Here is a 21,925-nt window from a genome sequence, read left to right on the forward strand (position 1 = left end):
CCGTGTCGGGTTGCCCGCCGACCTCCGAGCCGTCCCGCGACGCCACCTGGTCGGGCTGCACAGGACCGCGACTCAGCTGCCGGAGAGGAAGGCGTTTTCGCGCATGAAGGTGCGGTCGCGCGAGGCGGCCAGCTCCTCGGCGCGACGGGCCTTGGCCCGATACAACTCCAGATCCTCCAGTGCGTGCCGGACACCGACCCGGATCACGCCGTAGAGGAAGACGAAACCAGCGACGTAGAGCATCACGGTGATGACGACAGCGAACATGGCGTCACCGTAAGGCGAACGTGAACGGCTGTCGGTCTCATTTCCTGCCGGTTCCCCCGTACGTGTCGGCGAGATGGTCGGCCCAGGTGCGTACGCCGTGCGGCAGGGCGTCGGTGAGCAGACCACCGGCGCGCAGCTCACGACCGAGCCGGCCGGGAATCCGCACCGGCAGCAACGGTCGGCGTACGCCCCGGGCCTCCCGCCAGGCGCGGGCCGCCTCGTCGAAGCGGAGCACCTGCGGCCCGCCGTACTCCTCGATTCCACCGAGCGGGCCGGCGACCAGCCGGGCCGCGAGCCGGGCCGCCACCTCGCCCGGGTCGACCGGCTGGGCGAGGACCGCCCGGTCGCCGATCACCGGGCCCAGCCGCGAGCTGGACGCCAACAGGTCGTCCAGGAACTGGGGGAACTGGGTGGCCCGCAGCACCGACCACGGCACCGGACCGGCCGCGATCACCTGCTCGGCGGCGAGCTTGTTCCGGTAGTACGGGATCGGCACCCGATCGACGCCGACGATCGAGACGTAGACCAGGTGCCGGACGCCGGCCGCGGCGGCTGCCACCACCACCCGACGGGTGCCCAGCACGTCCACCTGGTGTGTCCTGCCCCGGGGCGAGGACGCCAGGTGCAGCACCGCGTCCACCCCCGCCACCGCCTCGGCCACGCCGTCCCCGGTGGCCAGGTCGGCGACCACCCACTCGACGTCGGAGCCCTGACGCGCCCGCCGGCCGGTGGCCCGTACATCCACCCCGTCCTCGCGTAGCCGAGCCAGCGTCGGCCGACCCAGATGACCACCCGCCCCGGTGACAAGCACCTTCATCGTCGTCTCCCGTCCCGCCGCCATCCACGGCCAACACCGAGCCACCCGGCCCACGGCAGATGACGGCAGTAGAGGGCGACACGTGACCGGGGTGTGCGCCGCCTCACCCCGGGCGTACCAGGTCCAGCACTGTGAACAGCGCGAAGAACGCGATAAGCGCCTCGTTCACCACCCAGGCGTGCCCCTCGGACCACCGCCGCACTGCCGTCAACACCCGGGTCGCGCGACGCCCGAGCAGCAGCAACGCCAGCAACGGCAACGCCAGCAGGAACACTGTGACAAGCACGAACGGCAACAGATGCCACCACGGCAGATCGTGTCGGGCAACGCTCGCTCCGACGGCGGCCATGGCCAGGTCGTCGGTGGGTGCCACCACGACGAGCACCACACCCGCTCGCAGCGCCCAGCGCGGGTCGCCGTGCCCGACGCTGCCCAGCCACCCGGGTGGGCCGGCCCGGTTCCGACGCACCCAGACCAGCACGGCCAGCACCACCAGCAGGACGAGCACCACCACGTCGATGACCCGTCCCCGGTCGACGCGGCCCGCGACGGCGCTGGCGTCGGCGGTCAGCCCACCCACCCAGCGGGTAAGCAGCCAGCTCGCCGTCACCCCGGCGGCCACCACCAGTCCCACACCGGCGAGGAAACCAAGCGACGCTGCCCGGGGCCGGTCCGAAGAGGCGAGGAAGACCGCCACGATCAGCTTCGTCCCGGCGGCCACCACCACGGCCAGTGGCAGGACGGTCAGGAAGCTCATCGCCCGCCATCCTCCCGGCCCGGCCGCCCGTCACAGCGTCGAATCCGCGCGGATCACCCGCTTGGCCGCGTACGTCCGACGACCACCCGGCCGGCCAGCAGCGCACCGACCAGCGCCAGGCCGCCGGCCACCACAAGGGTCACCGTGTAGCTACCCGCACCCGGCGCGCTTCCGGCGGCCAGCACGGCACCGGTGAGCGCCAGCACGGTCGCCGCGAAAAGCGCGTCGCCCAGTTGCAGAGAGGAGCTGTTGCGGCCCTGCTCACCGGGTGCGGACAACTCAAGGGTCAACACCGACAGCGACGGATAGAGCAGACCCATACCCACACCTGCCGCGGCCCAGCCCAGCACCAGCACTGCCACCGGCACATCAGGTTGGACAGCGACCGCCACCAACGCGATGCCGACAGTGATGAAGGTCAGCCCGGCCCGAGGCAGGCTCGCCCGGGAGGCCGGCACCGGGACACGTCCCTGCACCCAGGAACCCACCGACCACGCCAACGCCCCCACGGTGAGGACCAGCCCGGCAGCCGTCGGCGAGAAACCGCGCTCCCGGGAGAGCAGCAGCGGGATGACCACCTCGGCGCCGACGAAGGCCGCCGACGCCAGGCCCCGCAGACCGATCACCGTGGGCAGCCCTCGGGCGGCCCGCAGGAACCCGGCCGGCAGCAGGCGGGGAGCGCAGACCAGCAGACCGGCCAGGGCGATGATGACGAGCACCACGGCGGCCGCGCCGCGCTGCTGTCCCCCGATGTGCAACAGCGCGGCGCTCACCCCCGCCCCGCACGCCCAGGCGATCCGGGCCACCGCCCCCGCCGGCACCCGGCTCGCGGCCGTGGCGCCGAACGACCGCAGGCCCGGGTGGATCAGCAACACCGCGGGAAGAGCCAGCGCCGGCACCGCCAGGAACACCCAGCGCCAGCCCAGGTGCTCGACGATCAGGCCGGCCAGCACCGGGCCGACAAGCGACGGCACGACCCACGCGGCGGCGAACGCCGCGAAGATCCGCCGATGCAGATCCTCCGGGTACGCCCGAGCGACGATCACGTACAGCGCCACCGAGAGCAGGCCCGAGCCGAAGCCCTGCACCACCCGGCCGACGACAAGGAACCCCATGAGCGGGGCCGTTCCGGCCACCACCAACCCGACGACGAACCAGCCGACGCCGTGCCACAGAGGTGCCCGGGGTCCTCGGGCATCGCACCAGATGCCGGACACCACCATGCCGATCACGCTGGCGGCGAACGCACCGCCGAACGCGATCCCGTACAGGGCGAGACCGTCAAGGCTGCGCGCCACAGTCGGCATCGCCGTACCGACAGCGAGCGCCTCGAACGCGATGAGCGAGATCAGCGCGACGCTGCCCACTGTCATGGCCCGCAGCCGAGGTGCCCACAACCCGGGCTCCGGCGAAACAGCTGTGGCGGTCACCGCCGAGCCGCCGTCGGAGCGTCGATCAGGCACGGGCGCGGGTTCGTTCTGCTCGGCATGGTCCAAGCCTGCGACCTCAACCCGAATTCAGGTCAACCGGGAGTGACCCGACTCTCGCCCGCCATCCACGGCGAGATTCCCCTCCTCGCGGGGCATAACGGATGCGACGTCGGGAAGCCAGCCCTTCCGGATCCGAGGCAGCGGGAGGGCACGATGGCCGACGGCAGAACCAGCAGCGGCAGGGAGCCGGGCGGGCACCACTGCAGCCGTACGCCTCGATGACGGCGGTGGGTCGCGCCGCCGGCCGTCTGCTGCCGTCCGTCAACGTGCCGCAGCTGGTCGGCGCGGCTTCGCGCACCGTCGGCGCGGCTTCGCGCACCGTCGGTCCGACCGCGACCCGGCTGGCCCGGCTGACCGGCCTGACCCGCCGCAAGGTCCGCTCTCGGCCCGGCCGGCACCACATCGAGGTGCACGGCGTCTGCCAGCCCGGCGGCGACAAGCTGGCCCGGCAGGTGGAGAGTGCGTTGGAAAGGCTGCCCGGGGTCGTCTGGGCACGCGTGAACGCGCCCTCGGGTCGGGTGGTGGTCGCGGTGCAGGCACCGGAGCCGGACCTGGGCGACCTGATCACGACGATCGAGCGGACCGAGCGGACCTGCGATCACGACCCCGATCCGGACGTCCCACCGCCCCATCCGCCAGAGGAGGGGCCGCGTACGCCACGCACCCTCGGAGCGCTCGCCTCCGACGTGCTGGGCCTGACCATCTCAGCGGCGACCCGGATCCTGCCGCTCACACCAGTGCCCGGTGAGGTGGTCGGACTCATCGGCGCTGTCGACCTGCACCCGAAACTGCACGCGCTCGCCGACCGGGGACTCCGCTCGGACCCGCGCGCCGAACTGCTGTTTCCGCTCACCGAGGCAGTGGTGCAGGGCCTCACCGGAGGCTGGATCGGCATCGTCCTGGACGGCGCACAGCGGATCGTGCAATGGGGCGAAGCCCGGGCACAGCTACGCGCCTGGGAACAGGCCGAACCGCGGTTGACCGGCGCACCGGACCGGGCCAGCGCGCGGTGGCACCCCGACGAACGCCCCCGACCGAAGCCGGATGGTCCGATCGAGCGGTACGTCAACGGCATGCTGATCGCCGGCGCGGCGGGAGCGCTGGCGGCCGTACCGATAGTCGGGCACAAACGCGCCGGATCGGTGGGCCTCTCCGCGCTGCCCAAGGCCCCCGGCAGTGGCCGCGAGGGGTACGCCGCGCAGCTCGGCCGGATCCTGGCCCGCCGGGGCGTGATCGCCATGGACCGCAGCGTGTTGCGGGAGCTGGACCGCATCGACACGCTGGTGCTCGACGCCGCCGTACTCGGCTCCGACCGGGGGGTCCTCGCCGACCTGGCACCGCTGCCCGGAGCGGACGTCGACCAGGTGGCCGAGCGGGCGTTCGCGCTGTTCGACCCCAGCGCGCCGGGCGCGTCGCGGGAGGTCGACGGCTGGCGACTCGGCCCGCTGGAGCAGCTGCACGCCGAGGACCCAGGCGACACCGCCGACAGCGGCCGGTTGCGCTCGGCCGGCGGCCAGGTGCTCGGCCTCGCGCACGGTGACCGGCTGGCCGCGCTGCTGCGTGTCGAGCCGGAACCCGCACCGGGCGTCGACGGCCTGCCGACCGCCGCACGGCACGCCGGGCTGCGGCTGGTGGTCGCGGGAGCGGACGACGAACGGTACGGCTTCGCCGACGCCCTGCTGCCCGGCGGTGATCAGCTCGCCGAGTCGGTGCGGACACTGCAACGCGACGGCGCGGTGGTGATGCTGGTGTCCGGCAACCGGGCAGGGCTCGCCGCCGCCGACTGTGGCCTGGGTCTGAGCGGGCCGGACGACCTGCCACCGTGGGGCGCGCACCTGCTGGTCGGCACCGATCTGCGGGTGGTGGCCCTGCTCGTGGAAGCGGCCGGGGTGGCCCGCCGGATGGCCGGGCAGAACATCCGCCTGGCGATGGCCGGCACCGGTCTCGGCGCACTGGGCGCCTTCACCGCCCCACGGACCCAGCTCCCCCTACGCGCCCTGGCTTCAGTCAATGGCGCGGCGGCGCTCGCCTTCGCCCACGGCGTGTGGCGGGCCGGCCGCGTGCCGGACCAGACGGACACTCCGGCACCGGTGGCGACAGCCTGGCATCTGATGCCCGTCGACGCGGTCCTGGACCGGCTCCACACCGGCCCGGACGGTCTGAGCAGCGCGGAGGCGTCCCGCCGGCAGAGCGGACACGGTACGCACGACAACAACGCCCCGGCCGGCGGGCTGCTGCGCGCCTTCGTGGACGAACTGGCCAACCCGCTCACCCCGGTGCTCGCCGCCGGGGCGGTGCTCTCGGCCTCGTTCGGGTCGCTCGTCGACGCCGCCCTGGTGGGAGGCGTGGTGGGCGGCTCCGCGCTCGTCGGGGCGGTCCACGAACGCAACACCGAACGGTCACTTGCCGAACTGCTGTCCCGCTCGGCGGTGACCGCCCGGGTCCGCCGGGACGGCACCGAACGGGTGGTCGCCGCGGAGGACCTGGTGCCCGGGGACCTCATCGCCCTCGAATCCGGTGACTCGGTACCCGCCGACTGCCGGGTGCTCGAATCGGTGGGGCTGGAGGCCGACGAGTCGTCGCTGACCGGCGAATCGCTGCCGGTGGCCAAGACCGACCGACCGGTGGTCGCCACCGCCCTCGCCGACCGGCACTCGATGCTCTACGACGGCACCACTATCGCCGCCGGGCACGGCACCGCTGTGGTCGTGGCGACCGGCGCCGACACCGAGGCAGGGCGCAGCATGGCGCTCGCCCGGCAGGCACCTCCGACCAGTGGGGTGGAGGCTCGGCTCGGTTCACTGACCAAGGCCGCCATCCCGTTGGCAGCCGGTTCGGCGATCGCGGTCGCCGGCGCGGGACTGCTGCGGGGCGTACCCCTGCGGGAGACGGCGGCGACCGCCGCGAACCTGGCCGTCGCGTCGGTGCCGGAGGGGCTGCCGTTTCTGGTAAGCGCGGCGCAACTGGCCGCCGCCCGACGGCTGGCCGAGCACGGCGCCCTGGTCCGCAATCCGCGCACGATCGAGGCGCTGGGCCGGGTGGACGTGCTCTGCTTCGACAAGACCGGCACCCTCACCGAGGGCCGGTTGCTGCTCGCCGGGGTCGGCGACGGCGCCGGTGACCGGTACGCGTCGGTGGACCGGCTGGACGACCGGCTGCGGTTGACGCTGGCGACGGCGCTGCGGGCGACGCCCGCGGCGGCCGATCCGGAGGAGCTGGCGTTGCAGACCGACCGGGCGGTCCGGCGAGGTGCGACCACTGCCGAGGTGGTGGAGCAGATCGGCGCCCCCGGGTGGAGGGCTGCCGGCGGGCTGCCGTTCGAGCCGTCCCGCGGCTACCACGCGAGCGTCGGGGAGACCGACGGTCGCCTGTTGTTGAGCGTCAAGGGCGCACCGGAGACGGTGCTGCCGCGCTGCGCGACCCGCCGTGTCGACGGCCACCAGGAGCCGCTGGACGACGCCGGACGCGCCGAGCTGCACCGGATGCTTGCCGACCGTGCCGGCGCGGGACACCGGATCCTTGCCGTCGCTGAATGCACAGTGACCAGCCCGGACGTCACCGACGACCAGGTCCGGGAGTTGACCTTCGTCGGCTTCCTCGCCATGGCCGACGGTGTCCGGGAGAGCGCCGCGCCGGCCGTACGCCGGATCCGGCAGGCCGGCGTGCACGCCATCATGATCACCGGGGACCACCCGGCCACCGCCGAGGCGATCGCCGCCACCATCAGCGAGCACGACGAGCAGCGGGTCGTCACTGCCGGCGAGCTGGACCAACTTGACGACGAGGCACTCGCCGAACGGCTCGCCCGCACGGACGTGGTGGCCCGCTGCACTCCGGCGCACAAGGTACGGATCATCCAGGCCCTGCAGAAGTGCGGGCGGACCGTGGCCATGACCGGCGACGGCGCCAACGACGCGCCAGCGATCCGGCTCGCCGACGTCGGTATCGCGCTAGGCCAGCGGGGCACCCCGGCCGCCCGAGCCGCCGCCGACCTCGTGGTCACCGACGATCGACTGGAGACCATCATCGCCACCCTGGTCGAGGGTCGGGCCATGTGGTCGTCGGTACGCCACGCGCTCAGCATCCTCGTCGGCGGCAACCTCGGAGAGATCGCGTTCAGCGTCCTGAGCGCCGCCGCTACCGGCCGATCCGCCCTCACCGGGCGACAGCTCCTACTGGTCAACCTCCTCACCGACCTGGCACCGGCGCTGGCCATCGCCGTCCGCCCACCTGCCGCGGGCAGCACCGACAGCCTGCTCCGGGAGGGACCGGACGCGTCGCTCGGAGTGACCCTCACCCGGGAGATCGGGCTGCGTGCGGCAGCCACCACACTGGGCGCGACCACCGGATGGACGCTCGCCCGGTACACCGGCCGCCGGCGGCGGGCCGGAACTGTCGCCCTCGTCTCCCTGGTCGGCACCCAACTCGGCCAGACCGTTCTCGCCGGAGGCACCAGCCCCATGGTGCTGGCGTCCACGGCGGCGTCACTGGGTGTGCTGGTAGTAGTGGTACAGACACCAGGGCTCAGCCAGTTCTTCGGCTGCACGCCGCTCGGGCCGGTCGGCTGGACCATCGGGGCCGGATCGGCGCTCGGCGCCACCTTCGCCAACGGCGCACTCACCAGGCTGGTGGAGCGCCTGCCGTCCACCGGCGACCGGCAACCACCGAGCGAAGGCTCGGAGGACTGATCGCCGTTGCGCCGCTTGGGCGCAACCGGCTGGGGTACCGCAGTCGGAGGAGGTGGACACAGTGGCCGAGCATCCACAGGTGACGTTCATCGGAACCGCGACGACACTGCTGCGGATCGGCGGCTTCACCCTGCTTACCGACCCGAACTTCCTGCACCGGGGCCAGCGCGCGTACCTCGGAAAGGGTCTGTGGTCGCGCCGACGCACGGACCCGGCGCTGCGGATCGCCCAGCTTCCCGCGCTGGACGCCGTGGTCCTGTCCCACCTGCACGGCGACCACTTCGACCGGGTCGCCCGCCGCGAACTGGACCGCCAGCTGCCCATCGTCACGACGCCCGCAGCGGAGCGCAAGCTACGCCGCTGGGGCTTCCGGGCCGCCGAGGGCCTGCCCACCTGGTCGTCCCGGGAACTGCACCGCGACGGTACGACAGTGCGGCTGACGTCCATGCCCGGCAAGCACGGCCGGGTGCCCTGGACCTGCTGATGCCCGACGTGATGGGCACGATGATCGACGTGGAGCGGGCGGGGCGGCGCGAGTTCCGGCTCTACGTCACCGGGGACACGTTGAACCGGCCCCTGCTCACGACCATCCCCGAGCGCTACCCGGACATCGACGCGATGCTGATCCACCTCGGCGGCACGAAGGTCGCCGGGATCCTGCTCACCATGGACGCCCAGCAGGGCGCCGACCTGGTGGAGCTGATCCGGCCGAAGCTGACAGTGCCGATCCACTACGACGACTATCCGGTGTTCCGCTCCCCGCTACGGGACTTCGTCGACGAGGCCCGCCGTCGTGGCTGGGTCAAGCAGGTACGCACCGTCGCCCGTGGCGAGACCGCCCCGCTCAACGCGTCCGCCTGACGGACGGCTCCTTTATCCCGCTGCCCGAAACGGATCGCGGGCCGGCGCCTGCTCCGCCCAGCAGAGGCCGCCGCGGAACTCCACACCGGGGATGCCGTCGACGAGACCGCTGATGTCCACGACATCAGCCAGGGAACTGGCAAGGTCGGCCCGCAACTCCTCGACGGCGGATTCGAGGTCGTCTTCCTCAGTGGACCAGTCGATGTCGGCGGCCCGAAGCTCTCGCACGGCGAGAGCGCTGACCGCCGCGGGATCGGTCACGATCACCTCCAGCCGGCAGTACACCTGCATCGTCACTGGTTTCTCTGTCATCCATTGATCATGCACTCCGGGCCCACCGAGACCGGAGACGGGCCGGCTCAGGCGAGAAACCAGCCAAACACCGGTGCGTCGTCATAGGTGGATCGGGCATCCCACGCCTGCTCCCAGGTGTCGTCATCGGCCTGAGCCCCGAACTGGCTGGCCTCCGCACGCACCTGAGCTGCCTGCTCGGCGGTGCCCTGTCCTGCCATCTGCAGTCGCCCGTCAGGCTGCCTCAGCCATCGATCGGATTCTCGGCAACAGGAGACGGCGCGAGCGCTTGGCTGTGCTCGACACCGAGATCAACCAGGGAAAGTGCTTGTGGAGCCCCGGGGACTCGAACCCCTAACCCCTGCCTTGCAAAGATCGAGCCCGTTGTCGGCTGGCGTCGGCTGGTGCGACTGACCTGCTCAACTCGTCGGTTGCCGTCGCTCGTCACCCACGCCTGTCGGCCAGCTTGGCTGTACCAATGGCTGTACAGCCCAACGGACGTGCGGCCCCGCGGGCAGCGGCCATCACCGGGATGCGGCCGACTTAACGTTCATCAGCTCAAGCACCTCGTCGCTGAGTCCGTGGATCGCGATGTCGTCACGGTGGCTCTCCCACCGTTCGCGGTCGAGCACCAGGTTGATCTGCTCCTGGCGGGCACCGTCGAAAGCCCGGATTGTGGTGCCGTTCGACTGATAGCCAAGCGACCACGAGACTCCCAGCGACGGCGCGTTGGTGGACCAGGCGGCGGACTCGGCGCGATCCGCTCCCAGCCCGGCGAACGCGAGGTGCAGGATGGCGCCCCGCATCTCCTTGCCGTAACCACGCCGCTGGAACCGCCGCGCGATCCATGACCCCGTCGAGACGGTCTTAGTGATCCCGAATTCCTGCGCGCCGATCTCCTGCACCCCGACGCACGCGCCATCGGCCTTCACAGCCATTACCAGGTTCCATCTGCTCGGCCGCCAGTCCGCTAGGGACGCCCAGTAGTACCGCAGGAACGACCACTCGGCCTGGGGTGACGGTCCCGACTCCCATCCCGCTACGGGCGATCGCGCCAGAAAGCGGCTCTGCGGATCGTAGATGCCGGCTGCCGCAAGGATCGCCAGCTCGGCAAGCTCGCCCTCACCCGGTACAGCCAGCTCAAGCACGGACGTCGTCACCCGCAGACGGCGCACGGGCCAGATCTCGGCCAATGTCATCCGAGCATCATGCCCTGTCCTGCCGTCTGCCGTCGCCCGAAGGTGTTGGCGATCCTTCATGATCTGGCTCGCGATGGGAACGGGCTGAACCGCCCTTACGTCCTTCGCGAGCATCCTCGCTTCTGCTGCCACACGGTGGGCCTCAGAGCCATCTCCGCCGTGAGTCCCACACACCGTGGAGTGGGCCAGGGGCCAGGGTGTCAAGGTGGAGCGCCCTACCGGACGAACGACCTTGGCACCCTGGCCCCTGGTCTGCTCGGCTCTGCCTGGGACTCATGGTGGAGATGGCGACCCGCGCAACCATCGACTACCGCACCGTCCGGACGGGCCTCCCCCATCTCTGTCGAAGATCCCCCGCCCGGAGGGCAAACAGCTCTTGCAATCCGCCAGCGTGGCCGGCTGGCCCGGCCGATGCCGGCCGGAGGTCGCCAGCAGGCCGGGGCCGGGCCGGCGCGGCCCGCTTGCGGGCCGCCTTGATCTGATAGAGGCCAATTCGGCAACTAGACCGGCCCTTCATACCTCGTTCCGGCAAGGGTGGCCCAATTGAAGCTCGCGTTGCTGTTGAACGTCGCCCTGTCGAACCAGGCGTCGCCGCTGAACGTCGCCCTGTCGAACCAGGCGTCGCCGCTGAACGTCGCCCTGTCGAACCCGGCGACACTGCCGAACGTCGCCGTGGTGAACACGGCGATGCTGTCGAACGTCGCCTTGTCGAACCCAGCGTCGCCGCTGAACGTCGCCTTGTCGAACCTGGCGACACTGTTGAACGCCGCTTCGGCGAACCCGGCGCTATCGCCGAACGTCGCCTCGCCGAACCCGGCGGCGCCGCCGAACTTCGCCTCGCCGAACGCGGCGACACTGCCGAACGTCGCCGCGGTGAACACGGCGATGCTGTCGAACGTCGCCCCGCCGAACCAGGCGAGGCTGTTGAACGTCGCCTTGTCGAACCCGGCCTGGCCATCGAACGTCGCCTTATCGAACCCGGCGATGCCGCCGAACGTCACCTCGGCGAACCAGGCTTCGCCATCAAATGTCGCCTCTGCGAACCCGGCGATGCCGCCGAACGTCGCCTCGCCGAACCCGGCGAGGCCATTGAACGTCGCCTTGTCGAACTTGGCGTCGCCGCCGAACGTCGCCCTGTCGAACCTCACCCCGTCGCTGAACGTCGCCTTGTCGAACTTGGTGATGCCGACTAAGTGGGTGTTGGTGAAGGTGGCGTTGTGGAGGTGGCAGCCGGTGAAATCGAGATCGGTGAGGACGGCTTCGGTGAGGTCGAGGGTCACCTTTGGGCCCCAGTAAAGGGGATGGGGTTGCTCTTCGGAGGTTGTTGGTCGTAGGTGGCGGGCGAGGATGCGTTGGGCGGCGAGGCGGACTTGGCGTTCTTCTCGGGGGTCCACGGTGAGTTTGTCGTTGTCACCGGTGGCGTCCGTCGGCGCGGCGGGAGCGGGGCTGTCTGCGGGTGGTTGCTCGCCGGCGTCCTGGGTGGGTTGGTTGTCGGGTGGGGTGTAGGGCATGCGTAGGTAGGCGCAGATCACCTCGACGATGCTCGGTCGGTGGGCGGGGTTGTCTTGGGCAAGGCGCTCCAGGGCGTACAGGCCGGCGAGGCGGACAGGGGCCTTGTCGGAGCCGAGTTGGTCGGCGGCTTTGACATACAACTCGGTCACGCGCTTTTCTCCGGCGTCGTACTCGGTGGCCTGCTGGGTGCGTTCGGCCAACTGCTGGCGGCGGAACGCCAGCAGCAGCGCGAACGCGGCGGTCACCGATGCGCCGATGGTCAAGCCGGTGCGGATGGACTCCACCCGCAACTGCGCCCGCTGCACCTGATCGCCCACCGTCGGCACCGAACCCTGCAACCGACCGACCGCGACCCAGGTGACCACTCCCACCAAGACGGCGCCGGCCGGGATCACCCACGACCGTAAGGGCCGCACCTGCCGATCCGGCGGCATCGGCGCGGCAGACACCTCATGCTTCCTGCCGTCCCGCCGCCACAGCAGCACCCCCGCGACCAGCACCGTCAAGCCGCCCGCCACTGGCAGCAGCACCCGCCACCCGGATGCCAGGACGCCCCACCACGACTGGGGGACCATCACTAGCGCGACCGACAGCAGAACCAACCCGCCGACCGCCATCAAAGCGACACTCAACCGTCTCGTCACACTGCGAATCGTGCCCGTACACGACAACCCCGTCGCAGATCAGCTGACGGATCACAGCACCGCGCCGCAGCGGCGGTACGATGGCGCACATAGAGTGCGGGTCTTTCCTCGGGAGGTTGCGATGTTTGCGCTGGTAGTCCGGTTCGATCTCAAAGATGAAGATGCGGCGGCGGGCTTCGACCAACTCATGGCAGAGACGCTGCCAGGCATTCAATCTCTCGAACCAGGGACGCTGGTGTACGCCACGCACCGGGTGGAGGGTGAGCCGCTGGCGCGGGTCTTCTACGAGGTCTACCGGGATCGTGCGGCCTTCGACGAGCACGAGCGGCAGCCGCACACCCTGCGGGCTCTGGCTGAGCGTGAGCAGTACCTGTCGGGAGTACGTGTGGAGTTCTTGGAACCGATGGGCATCAAGGGTGTGGCCTCGTGAGCGAGGACCCGAGCGCCGAGCGTGCGCTGGGGCGGCGGATTGCACTGCACCGTCAGCGGCGAGGGCTGTCGCAGCGGGAGTTTGCCCGTCTGATCGATCGGTCCGAGACGTGGCTGTCCCAGGTTGAGCGGGGCGCTCGAAAGATCGACCGGATGACGGTCCTTGAGCGTCTCGCCCAGGTCCTCGATGTGCCGCTGTCAGAGCTGGCCCCTGAGGCTCCGGTGATCGCTGCCGTGCACGAAGAGCCACAAGCCGCAACGGAGCTGAGCCTGGCGTTGAGTTCAAGTCACGCCTTGGCCGCCGTCCTCAGGACAGAACCGCCTCCCGTCGATATCGACGAGCTGTCGGATCGGGTCGAGCGAGCGTGGAGCCATACGCACGCGTCGGAGGTCACTCAGGTCGGCGAGCTGCTTGTGCAGTTGCTGCCGGATCTAGAGAGCGCGGCTCGTTCCACCGAAGGGGAAGGGCAGCGGGCCGTCTATGCGGCGCTTGCTCGGGCGTACCACGCCTGCGCGGCGGTGCTTTCCACGATTGGCGACTCGGGGGCTGCTTGGGTCGCAGCGGACCGCGCGATCGCTGCCGCCGAGCGTGCGGAGGACGTGCTCCTCATGGGCGAGGGCGCGTTTCGGCTTACGTTGGTATTCCAGGCCGCGCGACGGCTAGACCGGGCGCACCAGACCGCCAGTACAGCCGCAGCGGCCCTAGAGGACCGCGCGGACGTTGGCGAACCAGGAGCCTTGTCGGTGTCGGGCGCGCTGCATCTCCAACTGGCAGTCGTGGCGGCCCGGCAGAACGACGCCGAGCGGGCGTACCGAGAAATTGAGGCAGCGCGACGAGCTGCGGAACGCCTTGGCGAGGACCGCAACGACTACAACACGGAGTTCGGTCCCACCAACGTCGCGCTTCACGAGGTGGCTGTCGCGGTCGAGTTGGGCGATGCCGGCCTTGCTCTGCGAACTGCCGCCACCCTCGACCCATCAGGGCTCTCGCCTGAACGGCGGAGCCGGTACCTCATCGACATCGCTCGCGCCCATGGTCAGCGTCGCAATCTGGCCGCCGCAGTGGAGGCGCTGACGCAGGCCGCCGATTTGACGCCCGAGCGGGTGGCGGCACACCCGCTGGCGCGTGGGCTTGTTGCAGATCTACTGCGGATGGACCAGTCAGAAGATTCGGACCTGCGCGCGCTCGCCGAGAGGTTCGGCATGCGCTGACATCGAGGCGCCGCCTCTGCTCATAGTCACCACCACAAGTCGCCCGCTGCTGGCCCCTGCGCCAACGGCGGGCGACTTGTCTGTTTTCCCGTTCTCCGCATCCACCCGCACTCTAAGTATTGAGCCACACTAAAAGTACGGGTACCGTCCTTTGTGTGCGGCAAGGCCACACGAAGCGCCAAGTGCCGGCGACTGGCCGGCGGCGACTGAGAGGACGTGGAACCGATGGCGATTCCCAACACGATCAAGGTCCCCGTGCCGTTCGAGTACGTGTTCCCGCAGGGTGCGCTGTGCCTGGGTGTGGAGCCGGTGACGGACTTCGACAAGCGCGGCCAGGGCGACGACCAGGCCCGCGATAAGGACACGGGCGAGCGGCTGTGGGTGGTCAAGGTCCTGGACCTGGACCCGGAGGCGGGGAAGTTCGGCGGAACCAAGGAAGTCAAGGTGAAGATCGCCGCCCCGGTGCAACCGGTGCCGCCGGCGTCGAAGATCCCCGGCTACCCGCCGGCGGTGACGTTCACCGACGTGACCCTGACGCCGTACGTGGACTCGCAGCGGTGCAAGGGCTCGGGGAAGTGCCGGGCGCGTCAGGCGTGGTCAGTCCGCGCCGGGGCCATGACCGAACCCGCCGCTGTGAAGCAGGCGGCCTGACCAGATCTGGACGCGCGGGGCGGGAATCGTCTTGGCGGAGGAAGCCCGCCCCGCGCATCACCCGTTCTCCATGGAAGGAGTTGGGCTGATGCCCACGCTAGCTGACGCTGCCCGCATCGTCGGGAACCCGCGCCCCGCCCCCCACCGCCGCACTCACCGCCGCACGGTGATGCGCCTCGCCGGTCCCGGTATCCAGGCCGCCCGCGAGGTCTACACCACCGTCCCCTCCGACGCGGTCCGCGTGGCCGCACTGGTGGAGATCGCCGCCGCCGCTGCCGCTCTTGCCCGCACGGTAGTGAAGCTGCGCCACCTCGACCCGGACCTGATCGCCCCGCACGTCTCCGACCGCGTCGACCTGCGCGCCGTCCTCGGTCGGGGCCGGTGGCTGCCGACCATGACCCGCCACGTCCCCGCCCCGGAATCCGGACCCGTGAACCTGGCCGCGCTGCTGCCGACCCGGACGCCGGTCCGCCGCCGGGTCGTTCGCCGCGGTCCCGGTACGCCGGGGCAAGCCGCCCTGTTCGCCGCTGCGGGTGGGGAGGGCTGAGCCGTGCCGCTGGTCAACGTGATCCGGGGCGACCGGATCGACTCCGCTCCGATCAACGTCCGTACCCCGTTCATCCGCATCCCCATGTGGCTGGCCCTGACCTGGTGGACGCTCAAGGCCCTGGCCCGGTTGGTGTTCGTGGCGGTGCGGTTCTGGTACGTCACCGTCCCGGCGGTGTTCTTCGCCTGGCTCTACGGCCGGTTCGGGTGGGCCGGTCCGGTCGGCTTCGTCGCCCTGGTCGCCGCCGTCGCCGCCGGTTGGGCGTTCGGGCACCGGCCGTCGTTCCTGCGGTTCGGGTGGTGGCCGGTGCTGTCCTGCTACCGCCGGATGCTCTACCGCCGTAAGTGGATGGCGGCGATGGTGACCGCCAAGCTCGCCGTGTCCTTCGACGGGCACACCGTCCTGCCGGTGCTGCGGCGGGTGCGCTGCGGCGGCGGTGTCGACGTGGTGGTCGTGCGGATGGTGACCGGGCAGATCCCCGACGACTTCGCCCGCGTCGCCGAGAGGTTGGCGCACACCTTCGGTGTCCGGCAGGTCAAGGCCGCGCCCGGCCCGCGCCCGGATGTGGTGCTGCTGCATCTGTTCCGCGGTGACCCCCTCGCCAAGCTCGTCCGCCCGCTGCCGGTGCCGGCGGTGCCCGAGTTCACCGCTCTGCCGGTGGGCAAGCGTGAGGACGGCGACGGCTACGAGCTGCGCCTGTTCGGCACGCAGGTCCTCGTGGTGGGCGCGACCGGGTCGGGGAAGGGCTCGGTGATCTGGTCGGTGGTCCGCTCCCTCGCCGCCGGGGTCACCTCCGGGCTCGTGCAGATCTGGGGCCTGGACCCCAAGGGCGGCATGGAGTTGGGCATGGGTGCGCCGATGTTCAGCCGGTTCGCCCGCAAGGACTACACGGCGATGTGTGAGCTGATCGAGGAGGCCGCCACCGTCGCCAAGGACCGCGCCGGGAAGCTCTACGGCCGCACCCGCCAGCACACCCCGACCCCGGATGAGCCGCTGATCGTCCTGGTGATCGATGAGCTGGCGAACCTGACCGCCTACCTCACCGACCGGCAACTCAAGGACCGCATCAAGGCCGCCCTGTCCATCCTGCTCAGCCAGGGTCGCGCGGTCGGCGTGCACGTGGTCGCCGCGATCCAGGACCCCCGCAAGGAGGTGCTGCCGTTCCGGGACCTGTTCCCAACCCGCATCGGCCTCCGTTTGGCTGAGGCGGCTCAGGTGGACCTGGTGCTTGGCGAGGGGATGCGCGATCGCGGGGCGCTGTGTGACCGCATTCCGCAGTCCCTGCCCGGTGTCGGGTTCGTGGTCATCGACGGTGACCCGACCCCGATGCGGGTCCGCTTCTCCTACCTCAGCGATGACGAGATCCGCGACATGGCCCAGACCTACGGCCGGCTTCGCGTGATTGACGGCGAGATCCTGGACGGTGCCGCATGAAACCCCACCCCACCAACACTCGCGCCGACCGCATCGAGGGCCTGGTCCTCGTCGTCATCCTGCTCATCGTCGCCGGCTTCGCCGGGGCCGCGTCGTTCACCCACGTCAAAGACTGGACCCTCGACAACTCCCCGGCAGGCACCGGCGAGTGGTTCGGCTGGGCCAACGCCGTCATCTCCGAACTCATCCCCGCCGCCGCGCTGCTGACCATCCGCCGCCGACGCCGCAGCGGCGGGCCGATCGGCTACCCGATGTTCCTACTCGTCGCCGCCGTCGCCCTGTCCTTAGCCGCGCAGCTCGCCGTGGCCAAGCCCGGCCTGTCCGGATGGCTGCTGTCCGCCGTGCCCGCGCTGGCGTTCATCGGCCTGTCCAAGCTCGTCCTGTCCACCGCCCCCACCCCGACCCCCGCCGACAACGTGCCGGCCGGACCGGTCGAGCAACCCGCCCCGCCGGCTTCTGCCCCCATCGCCGCGCCGCCCGCGCCCGAGCCCGTCGCCCTGGTGCCCGTCCAGCCGGTCCGCCCGGCACCGGTCGCCCCGGTGTCGCCGGCTGCGTTCACCCGCCGCAATGGCGCCTCTCTGACCGGAGAGGTGACCCGATGACCATCGCCCCGACGCTGCCCGGCCTCGCGCCTGCCACCATGGAGGGTCCGAGACCGGGCTCCCGAGCCGCCCGGATGCTCATGCCCCGCTCGGTCGACGTGGTCAAGGACCTCGCCACCGACTACGGCGTCTGCACCCGCCCCGTCTCCCTGCGCCGCACCGACCTCGACTCTGGACAGACCGAAGTCATCGACATGCCCTGCGGCGCCACCCAAGAGGCCAAATGCCCCGCCTGCGCCACCCGCGCCCGCCGGCTGCGCCAGCAGCAAATCCGGGAAGGCTGGCACCGCGACGAGGAACCCGACCCCGGCCCGCAACCCGCCACCGACGCGCAACGCGGCCTGATCGTCGCCCGCGCTCACCTCGAATTCGCCCGCGACGAAGCCGCCCGGATCTCGCAGTGGGATCAAGTCGCGGACCTGGACGACGCAATCGAGGAGCTGGAAAGCCAGATCACCACCGAAGGCATGCGCGGCCGGCCCGCCCCACCGCACGCCACCGAGGACCAGGAGGACGGCGACGGCAAGCGGCGGGTCCGCTCCACCAAGCGGCGGCAGGACGCCCCGGACCTGCCCCGCCTGCCGGTCGAGAACCGAACCGTTGGGCGGACCTTCGACGGGCGCGGCGGGATGGTGTTCCGGCCGTCGATGTTCCTGACCCTCACCCTCGGCTCCTACGGCCGTGTCCACTCCGACGGGACACCGGTCGACCCGAACAGCTACGACTACCGGCGTGCCGCCTGGGATGCGGTGCACTTCCCCCGGCTGCTCGATCGGTTCTGGCAGAACCTGCGCCGCGCGGTCGGCTGGAACGTCCAGTACGCCGGGGCCGTCGAGCCGCAACGCCGGTTGGCCCCGCACGCGCATTTCGCCATCCGGGGCACCATCCCTCGGGCGCTGGTGCGTCAGGTTGCCGCTGCGACGTATCACCAGGTGTGGTGGCCGTCCGTCGACGTGCGGGTCTACGAACCGGGGCAGGCGCCGCAGTGGGACGCCGATGCCGCCGGCTACACCGACCCGACCACCGGGCGGCTGCTGCCGTCGTGGGATGACGCCCTGGACCTGGTCGACGCCGACCCCGACGCCGAACCCGTGCACGTCGCCCGCTTCGGTGTGCAGGTCGACGCCAAAGGCGTGCTCGCCGGCACCAAGGACGCTGACCGGTGCGTCGGCTACATCACCAAGTACCTCACCAAGCAGGCCACCGACTGCCACGACGTGACCACCGGCCGGCAGCGGGCGCACCTGGAACGGCTCTGGCAAGAGCTGCGGCACACGCCGTGCTCGGAGCGGTGCGCCAACTGGCTGCTCTACGGCGTCCAGCCCAAGAGGGCAAAGCAGGGCCTGCGACCCGGCAACTGCAAGAACAAGGTCCACAAGCGGGAAACCCTCGGCATCGGCGGGCGCCGCGTCCTCATCTCCCGCCAGTGGTCCGGCAAGACGCTCACCGATCACCGGGCCGACCGCCGCGACTGGGTGAAAGCCCTTCTGGGTGTCACCACCGACGCCGACACCGCGCCGGCCGGTGGCGAGCAACGGCATGCGTGGGAACTCGCCAAGCCAACCGACCCGGACGTGGCGCCGCTAGGGCATCGGGTCCTGCGGGCGATCTCCGAACGCATTCAGTGGCGCGTCCAACTCGACGCCGCAAGACGCGCGGCCAACCCGCCCGATGTTTCGGCAATCACCTCACGTCAGTCCGCAGGGCAGGAAGGGACCGGAGCATGAGTGAGCGGAAGAGCGTTCGCCCGGCTGAGGCTGCGGCCCTGCTCAGCGTCTGTCGGGACACCGTGTACGTCCTGATGCGATCGGGGCGGCTGCGTTCGATCAAGGCGGGTCGTGCTCGGCTGATTCCACTGTCTGCGCTGGATGAGTTCTTGGCGGCGGATGAGGAGTTCGCGGCATGACGGGCCGGCGTCGGCGTTCTCATGGTGAGGGCTCGGTGTACGAGCAGCGGCCGGGCGTGTGGGCTGCCGTGGTCGACCTCGGTTGGATCGACGGCAAGCGGAAGCGGAAGTACGTCTACGCCAAGAGCGAGGCTGAGGCAGTCCGGAAGCGAGACGAGCTGCGGCGTCAACTTCAGCTCGGCGTCGACCTCAGCGCACAGCCTCGGACCCTCGAAGCCTGGTTGACCGAGTGGCTGCGAGACGTGAAGGCACACGATGGCACCCGGCCGTCAACGCTGGTGCGCTACCGCCTGGCCGTGAGCAAGCACCTCGTGCCGGGCCTGGGCCGGGTGAAACTCGACCGGCTGACGCCTCGCGATGTGCAGCGGTTCCTCACCGGGCTGCGCGGCAAGCTCGCACCGGCCAGCATCATCAAGGTGCACGCAGTGCTGCGCGTCGCCCTGGCCGATGCCGAGCGGATGGACTTGATCCCGCGCAACGTCGCCAAGGCAGCCAAGCCACCAGCCCTCGGCAGAACCGAGCGGCGCGCTCTGACCCCCGAGGAAGCCAAGACCCTGCTGTCGGTGCTGACCGGGGACCGGCTGGAATCGCTGTTCGTCCTGGCGCTGGCGACCGGGCTGCGGCGGGCTGAACTGCTGGGCCTGCGGTGGTCAGATGTCGACCTGCCGGGAAGGGCGCTGTTCGTTCGGCAGACGCTCCAGCGAACGGATCACGGGTTGGAGTTCGTGCCACCGAAGACGCACCGGTCGGCCCGTCCGCTGCCGCTGTCGACGCTGGCTGTCCGGGCGTTGGAGGCACAGCGTGTGCGCCAGGCTAAGGAACGGCTCGCGGCCGGCGAGGTGTGGTCGGATCTGGGCCTGGTCTTCGCCAGCACGATCGGCACGGCGATGGAGCCGCGGAACGTGAACCGGCGCTTCGAGCAGCTCCGCGCGGCGGCCGGGCTGGACTGGCTGCACCTGCACGACCTGCGGCACGCCTTCGCCACGTTCATGCTCGATCAGGGCGAGGAACTGCGGACGGTGATGGAGCTGCTTGGGCACTCCACGATCCGGATGACGGCCGACACCTACGGCCACGTTCTGCCGGCACGCGCTCGTCAGGCTGCCTCGGCCATTGACCGGATTCTCGGCCAGGAGGGGACGGCGTGACCGGCTTGGCTGTACGGATGGCTGTACTCGGACCGAGGTCAACCGGGGAAAGTGCTGGTGGAGCCCAGGGGACTCGAACCCCTAACCCCTGCCTTGCAAAGGCAGTGCTCTGCCAGTTGAGCTAGGGCCCCGCGGGTGGCCGTGACAATCGCTCGTCGCGGCCGGATGTCAGCGCAGGTCAGGCGAGGTGGTCGCCTCGTGCCACAGCGCGCGCTCGTCGTTGGAGGCCTTGACCTTGTTGTAGACGACGGCGGCCACGCCGACGACGCCAGCCAGGATCAGCAGCTTCTTGAACATGGGGCGACCCCTTGCGCTCGACTACCGTCGGACGACATGCGGTGGGGCTAGCTGGAATCGAACCAGCGACCTCAGAGTTATCAGCTCTGCGCTCTAACCGACTGAGCTATAGCCCCGCGTTGCGACGAGCAAGATTAACCCATCCGCTCAGCTGGCCCCAAATCGGGGTCCAGCCCCGCGAGCCGGGCCATCGACACCTGGAAACCTACCCGAGTACGAGACGCCGGAGCGACCGCAATTACGCAGCGCCCCGGCGTCCCGGTCACTCAGTCCCGCTCGGCGAGCGTCAGCTCGATGCCACCGACCAGGTCGGCGCAGACGTTGTAGACGAACGCTCCCAGCGTGGCCAGCGCGGTGAACAGCACCACGTTGACCAGGCCGATGAGCGCCGAGCTGAGGATCACGCCCTTGGCGTTGATCTGGAAGCCGCTGGTGCTCTGCCCACCGCCTGCGTTCACCAGGTCGCTGAGGCTGTCGTTGACGCTCTGGAACACGCCCATCGCGTCCAACGCCAGGTAGAGCACCGAGGTGGCGACCACCACCACGATGAAGAGCACCACCGAGACGGCGAACGCGAACTTCATCACCGACCAGGGGTCGATCCGCTTGAGGTTCAGCCGTGCCCGGCGCGGCCCGCGGGACGCCGCCGAGCTGACTGAGCTACGCGCGGCGCGTACCGCCTCACCGACGCGAGCGGCCCCGACGGCGGACGCGTTACCGATGCCCGGAGGCAGGCCGCCACCGCTCGCCGGGCGGCCACCAGCGGCGGTACGCCCCGGATCCGGCCGGGTCATCCCCGGGGTGATCCGGGGCTGGGTGCCGGTGGCGCCGGTCGAGGACGCCTGGCCGGGGCGGGTGCTGATCGGCTGAGTCGTCGTCGGGCGAGCCGAGTTCGCGGCAGACGCCGCCGGGGCTGAGCCGGCGGACGTCGGCGCCTCGGTGGTGGGTTTCTCCGCCTTGCTCTCGCCCGATCCACCGTCGTCGCCAGGCTGCTCCGGTGGCGGCGTCATACCGGGAGCCCTTGTGAATTTCGGGGCAGGCGCGTCGGCGGGAACCGTGGCCCGGCCCACGGCCGCGCGGCCGGTCGCTGGTGTGCCGCTCTTGGCGGCCTCCTCGTCGACCGGGTTGGCCGAGGTCCCCGTGTTCCCCGACTTCGCCTGTGTCTCCGTCATT

22 protein-coding genes and 2 tRNA genes are annotated in these 21,925 nt (G+C 70.7%); 12 read left to right on the plus strand and 12 right to left on the minus strand.

Annotation, left to right across the window (positions count from 1 at the left end; genetic code table 11):
• Positions 1 to 72 precede the first annotated feature (72 nt).
• From ACPXB1_RS07370 to ACPXB1_RS07385, 4 genes are all read right to left on the minus strand, one after another.
• On the minus strand, positions 73 to 267 hold the full coding sequence (locus ACPXB1_RS07370) for a hypothetical protein (protein ID WP_355587530.1): 195 nt from the start codon (positions 265 to 267) through the stop codon (positions 73 to 75).
• Positions 268 to 304: 37 nt separating this feature from the next.
• Entirely contained in the window at positions 305 to 1,084 is a 780-nt protein-coding gene (locus ACPXB1_RS07375; RefSeq protein ID WP_425734980.1) for an SDR family oxidoreductase, read from the minus strand.
• A gap of 103 nt (positions 1,085 to 1,187) precedes the next feature.
• Positions 1,188 to 1,841, minus strand: a complete 654-nt coding sequence (locus tag ACPXB1_RS07380) for a GAP family protein (RefSeq protein ID WP_355587525.1) — start codon at positions 1,839 to 1,841, stop codon at positions 1,188 to 1,190.
• Between the two features lie 53 nt (positions 1,842 to 1,894).
• Positions 1,895 to 3,304, minus strand: coding sequence for an MFS transporter (locus tag ACPXB1_RS07385; protein WP_355628585.1), 1,410 nt, complete (start codon positions 3,302 to 3,304; stop codon positions 1,895 to 1,897).
• Between the two features lie 245 nt (positions 3,305 to 3,549).
• Between ACPXB1_RS07385 and ACPXB1_RS07390 the strand changes: the two genes are divergently transcribed.
• From ACPXB1_RS07390 to ACPXB1_RS07400, 3 genes are all read left to right on the plus strand, one after another.
• The gene (locus tag ACPXB1_RS07390; RefSeq protein WP_355628621.1) at positions 3,550 to 8,019 is read left to right on the plus strand and encodes a cation-translocating P-type ATPase; all 4,470 of its coding nucleotides are present in this window, start codon (positions 3,550 to 3,552) and stop codon (positions 8,017 to 8,019) included.
• Between the two features lie 79 nt (positions 8,020 to 8,098).
• Positions 8,099 to 8,503: an MBL fold metallo-hydrolase gene (locus ACPXB1_RS07395; protein WP_355587521.1), complete on the plus strand. Its 405-nt coding sequence runs from the start codon at positions 8,099 to 8,101 to the stop codon at positions 8,501 to 8,503.
• Positions 8,503 to 8,880 (plus strand): MBL fold metallo-hydrolase, encoded by a 378-nt coding sequence (locus tag ACPXB1_RS07400; RefSeq protein WP_355587519.1) that lies wholly within the window; start codon positions 8,503 to 8,505, stop codon positions 8,878 to 8,880. Before ACPXB1_RS07395 ends, ACPXB1_RS07400 begins: the two co-directional genes overlap by 1 nt.
• 12 nt (positions 8,881 to 8,892) lie before the next feature.
• Here ACPXB1_RS07400 and ACPXB1_RS07405 read toward each other — a convergent pair whose 3' ends face one another.
• The 4 genes from ACPXB1_RS07405 to ACPXB1_RS07420 all read right to left on the minus strand — a co-directional run bounded on the left by ACPXB1_RS07405 (position 8,893) and on the right by ACPXB1_RS07420 (position 12,199).
• Positions 8,893 to 9,192, minus strand: coding sequence for a hypothetical protein (locus tag ACPXB1_RS07405; protein ID WP_355587517.1), 300 nt, complete (start codon positions 9,190 to 9,192; stop codon positions 8,893 to 8,895).
• 47 nt (positions 9,193 to 9,239) lie between these two features.
• A complete protein-coding gene (locus ACPXB1_RS07410; protein ID WP_355587515.1) occupies positions 9,240 to 9,392 on the minus strand; it encodes a hypothetical protein in 153 nt (50 codons plus the stop codon).
• A gap of 303 nt (positions 9,393 to 9,695) precedes the next feature.
• On the minus strand, positions 9,696 to 10,484 hold the full coding sequence (locus ACPXB1_RS07415) for a GNAT family N-acetyltransferase (RefSeq protein WP_355628588.1): 789 nt from the start codon (positions 10,482 to 10,484) through the stop codon (positions 9,696 to 9,698).
• Between the two features lie 386 nt (positions 10,485 to 10,870).
• The gene (locus tag ACPXB1_RS07420) at positions 10,871 to 12,199 is read right to left on the minus strand and encodes a pentapeptide repeat-containing protein (protein WP_355628591.1); all 1,329 of its coding nucleotides are present in this window, start codon (positions 12,197 to 12,199) and stop codon (positions 10,871 to 10,873) included.
• 40 nt (positions 12,200 to 12,239) lie between these two features.
• Here ACPXB1_RS07420 and ACPXB1_RS07425 point away from each other — a divergent pair, with 40 nt between their 5' ends.
• From ACPXB1_RS07425 to ACPXB1_RS07465, 9 genes are all read left to right on the plus strand, one after another.
• Entirely contained in the window at positions 12,240 to 12,956 is a 717-nt protein-coding gene (locus ACPXB1_RS07425; protein WP_355628594.1) for a putative quinol monooxygenase, read from the plus strand.
• Positions 12,953 to 14,167: a helix-turn-helix transcriptional regulator gene (locus ACPXB1_RS07430; RefSeq protein WP_355628597.1), complete on the plus strand. Its 1,215-nt coding sequence runs from the start codon at positions 12,953 to 12,955 to the stop codon at positions 14,165 to 14,167. The genes ACPXB1_RS07425 and ACPXB1_RS07430 overlap by 4 nt, the downstream gene beginning before the upstream one ends.
• 225 nt (positions 14,168 to 14,392) lie before the next feature.
• Positions 14,393 to 14,818 (plus strand): hypothetical protein, encoded by a 426-nt coding sequence (locus ACPXB1_RS07435; protein ID WP_355628600.1) that lies wholly within the window; start codon positions 14,393 to 14,395, stop codon positions 14,816 to 14,818.
• Between the two features lie 88 nt (positions 14,819 to 14,906).
• Positions 14,907 to 15,365, plus strand: a complete 459-nt coding sequence (locus ACPXB1_RS07440; protein ID WP_355628603.1) for a hypothetical protein — start codon at positions 14,907 to 14,909, stop codon at positions 15,363 to 15,365.
• A 3-nt stretch (positions 15,366 to 15,368) separates the two neighbouring features.
• On the plus strand, positions 15,369 to 16,799 hold the full coding sequence (locus ACPXB1_RS07445) for an FtsK/SpoIIIE domain-containing protein (RefSeq protein ID WP_355628606.1): 1,431 nt from the start codon (positions 15,369 to 15,371) through the stop codon (positions 16,797 to 16,799).
• Positions 16,796 to 17,401, plus strand: a complete 606-nt coding sequence (locus tag ACPXB1_RS07450; RefSeq protein ID WP_355628609.1) for a DUF2637 domain-containing protein — start codon at positions 16,796 to 16,798, stop codon at positions 17,399 to 17,401. Before ACPXB1_RS07445 ends, ACPXB1_RS07450 begins: the two co-directional genes overlap by 4 nt.
• The gene (locus ACPXB1_RS07455; RefSeq protein ID WP_355628612.1) at positions 17,398 to 19,128 is read left to right on the plus strand and encodes a replication initiator; all 1,731 of its coding nucleotides are present in this window, start codon (positions 17,398 to 17,400) and stop codon (positions 19,126 to 19,128) included. The genes ACPXB1_RS07450 and ACPXB1_RS07455 overlap by 4 nt, the downstream gene beginning before the upstream one ends.
• On the plus strand, positions 19,125 to 19,307 hold the full coding sequence (locus ACPXB1_RS07460) for a helix-turn-helix domain-containing protein (protein ID WP_355628615.1): 183 nt from the start codon (positions 19,125 to 19,127) through the stop codon (positions 19,305 to 19,307). The genes ACPXB1_RS07455 and ACPXB1_RS07460 overlap by 4 nt, the downstream gene beginning before the upstream one ends.
• Positions 19,304 to 20,455, plus strand: a complete 1,152-nt coding sequence (locus ACPXB1_RS07465; RefSeq protein ID WP_355628618.1) for a tyrosine-type recombinase/integrase — start codon at positions 19,304 to 19,306, stop codon at positions 20,453 to 20,455. The genes ACPXB1_RS07460 and ACPXB1_RS07465 overlap by 4 nt, the downstream gene beginning before the upstream one ends.
• Positions 20,456 to 20,510: 55 nt before the next feature.
• Here the strand turns inward: ACPXB1_RS07465 and ACPXB1_RS07470 are convergent.
• From ACPXB1_RS07470 to ACPXB1_RS07485, 4 genes are all read right to left on the minus strand, one after another.
• Positions 20,511 to 20,586: transfer RNA gene (locus ACPXB1_RS07470), tRNA-Ala, on the minus strand.
• Between the two features lie 37 nt (positions 20,587 to 20,623).
• On the minus strand, positions 20,624 to 20,752 hold the full coding sequence (locus tag ACPXB1_RS07475; protein ID WP_354815166.1) for a DLW-39 family protein: 129 nt from the start codon (positions 20,750 to 20,752) through the stop codon (positions 20,624 to 20,626).
• Between the two features lie 42 nt (positions 20,753 to 20,794).
• A tRNA-Ile gene (locus tag ACPXB1_RS07480) sits at positions 20,795 to 20,868 on the minus strand.
• A gap of 150 nt (positions 20,869 to 21,018) precedes the next feature.
• Positions 21,019 to 21,924, minus strand: coding sequence for a DUF3566 domain-containing protein (locus tag ACPXB1_RS07485; protein WP_355587492.1), 906 nt, complete (start codon positions 21,922 to 21,924; stop codon positions 21,019 to 21,021).
• Between the last annotated feature and the right edge of the window lies 1 nt (position 21,925).

The organism is Micromonospora sp. DT68 (assembly GCF_049847245.1).
GTDB classification, from domain to species: Bacteria; Actinomycetota; Actinomycetes; order Mycobacteriales; family Micromonosporaceae; genus Micromonospora; species Micromonospora profundi.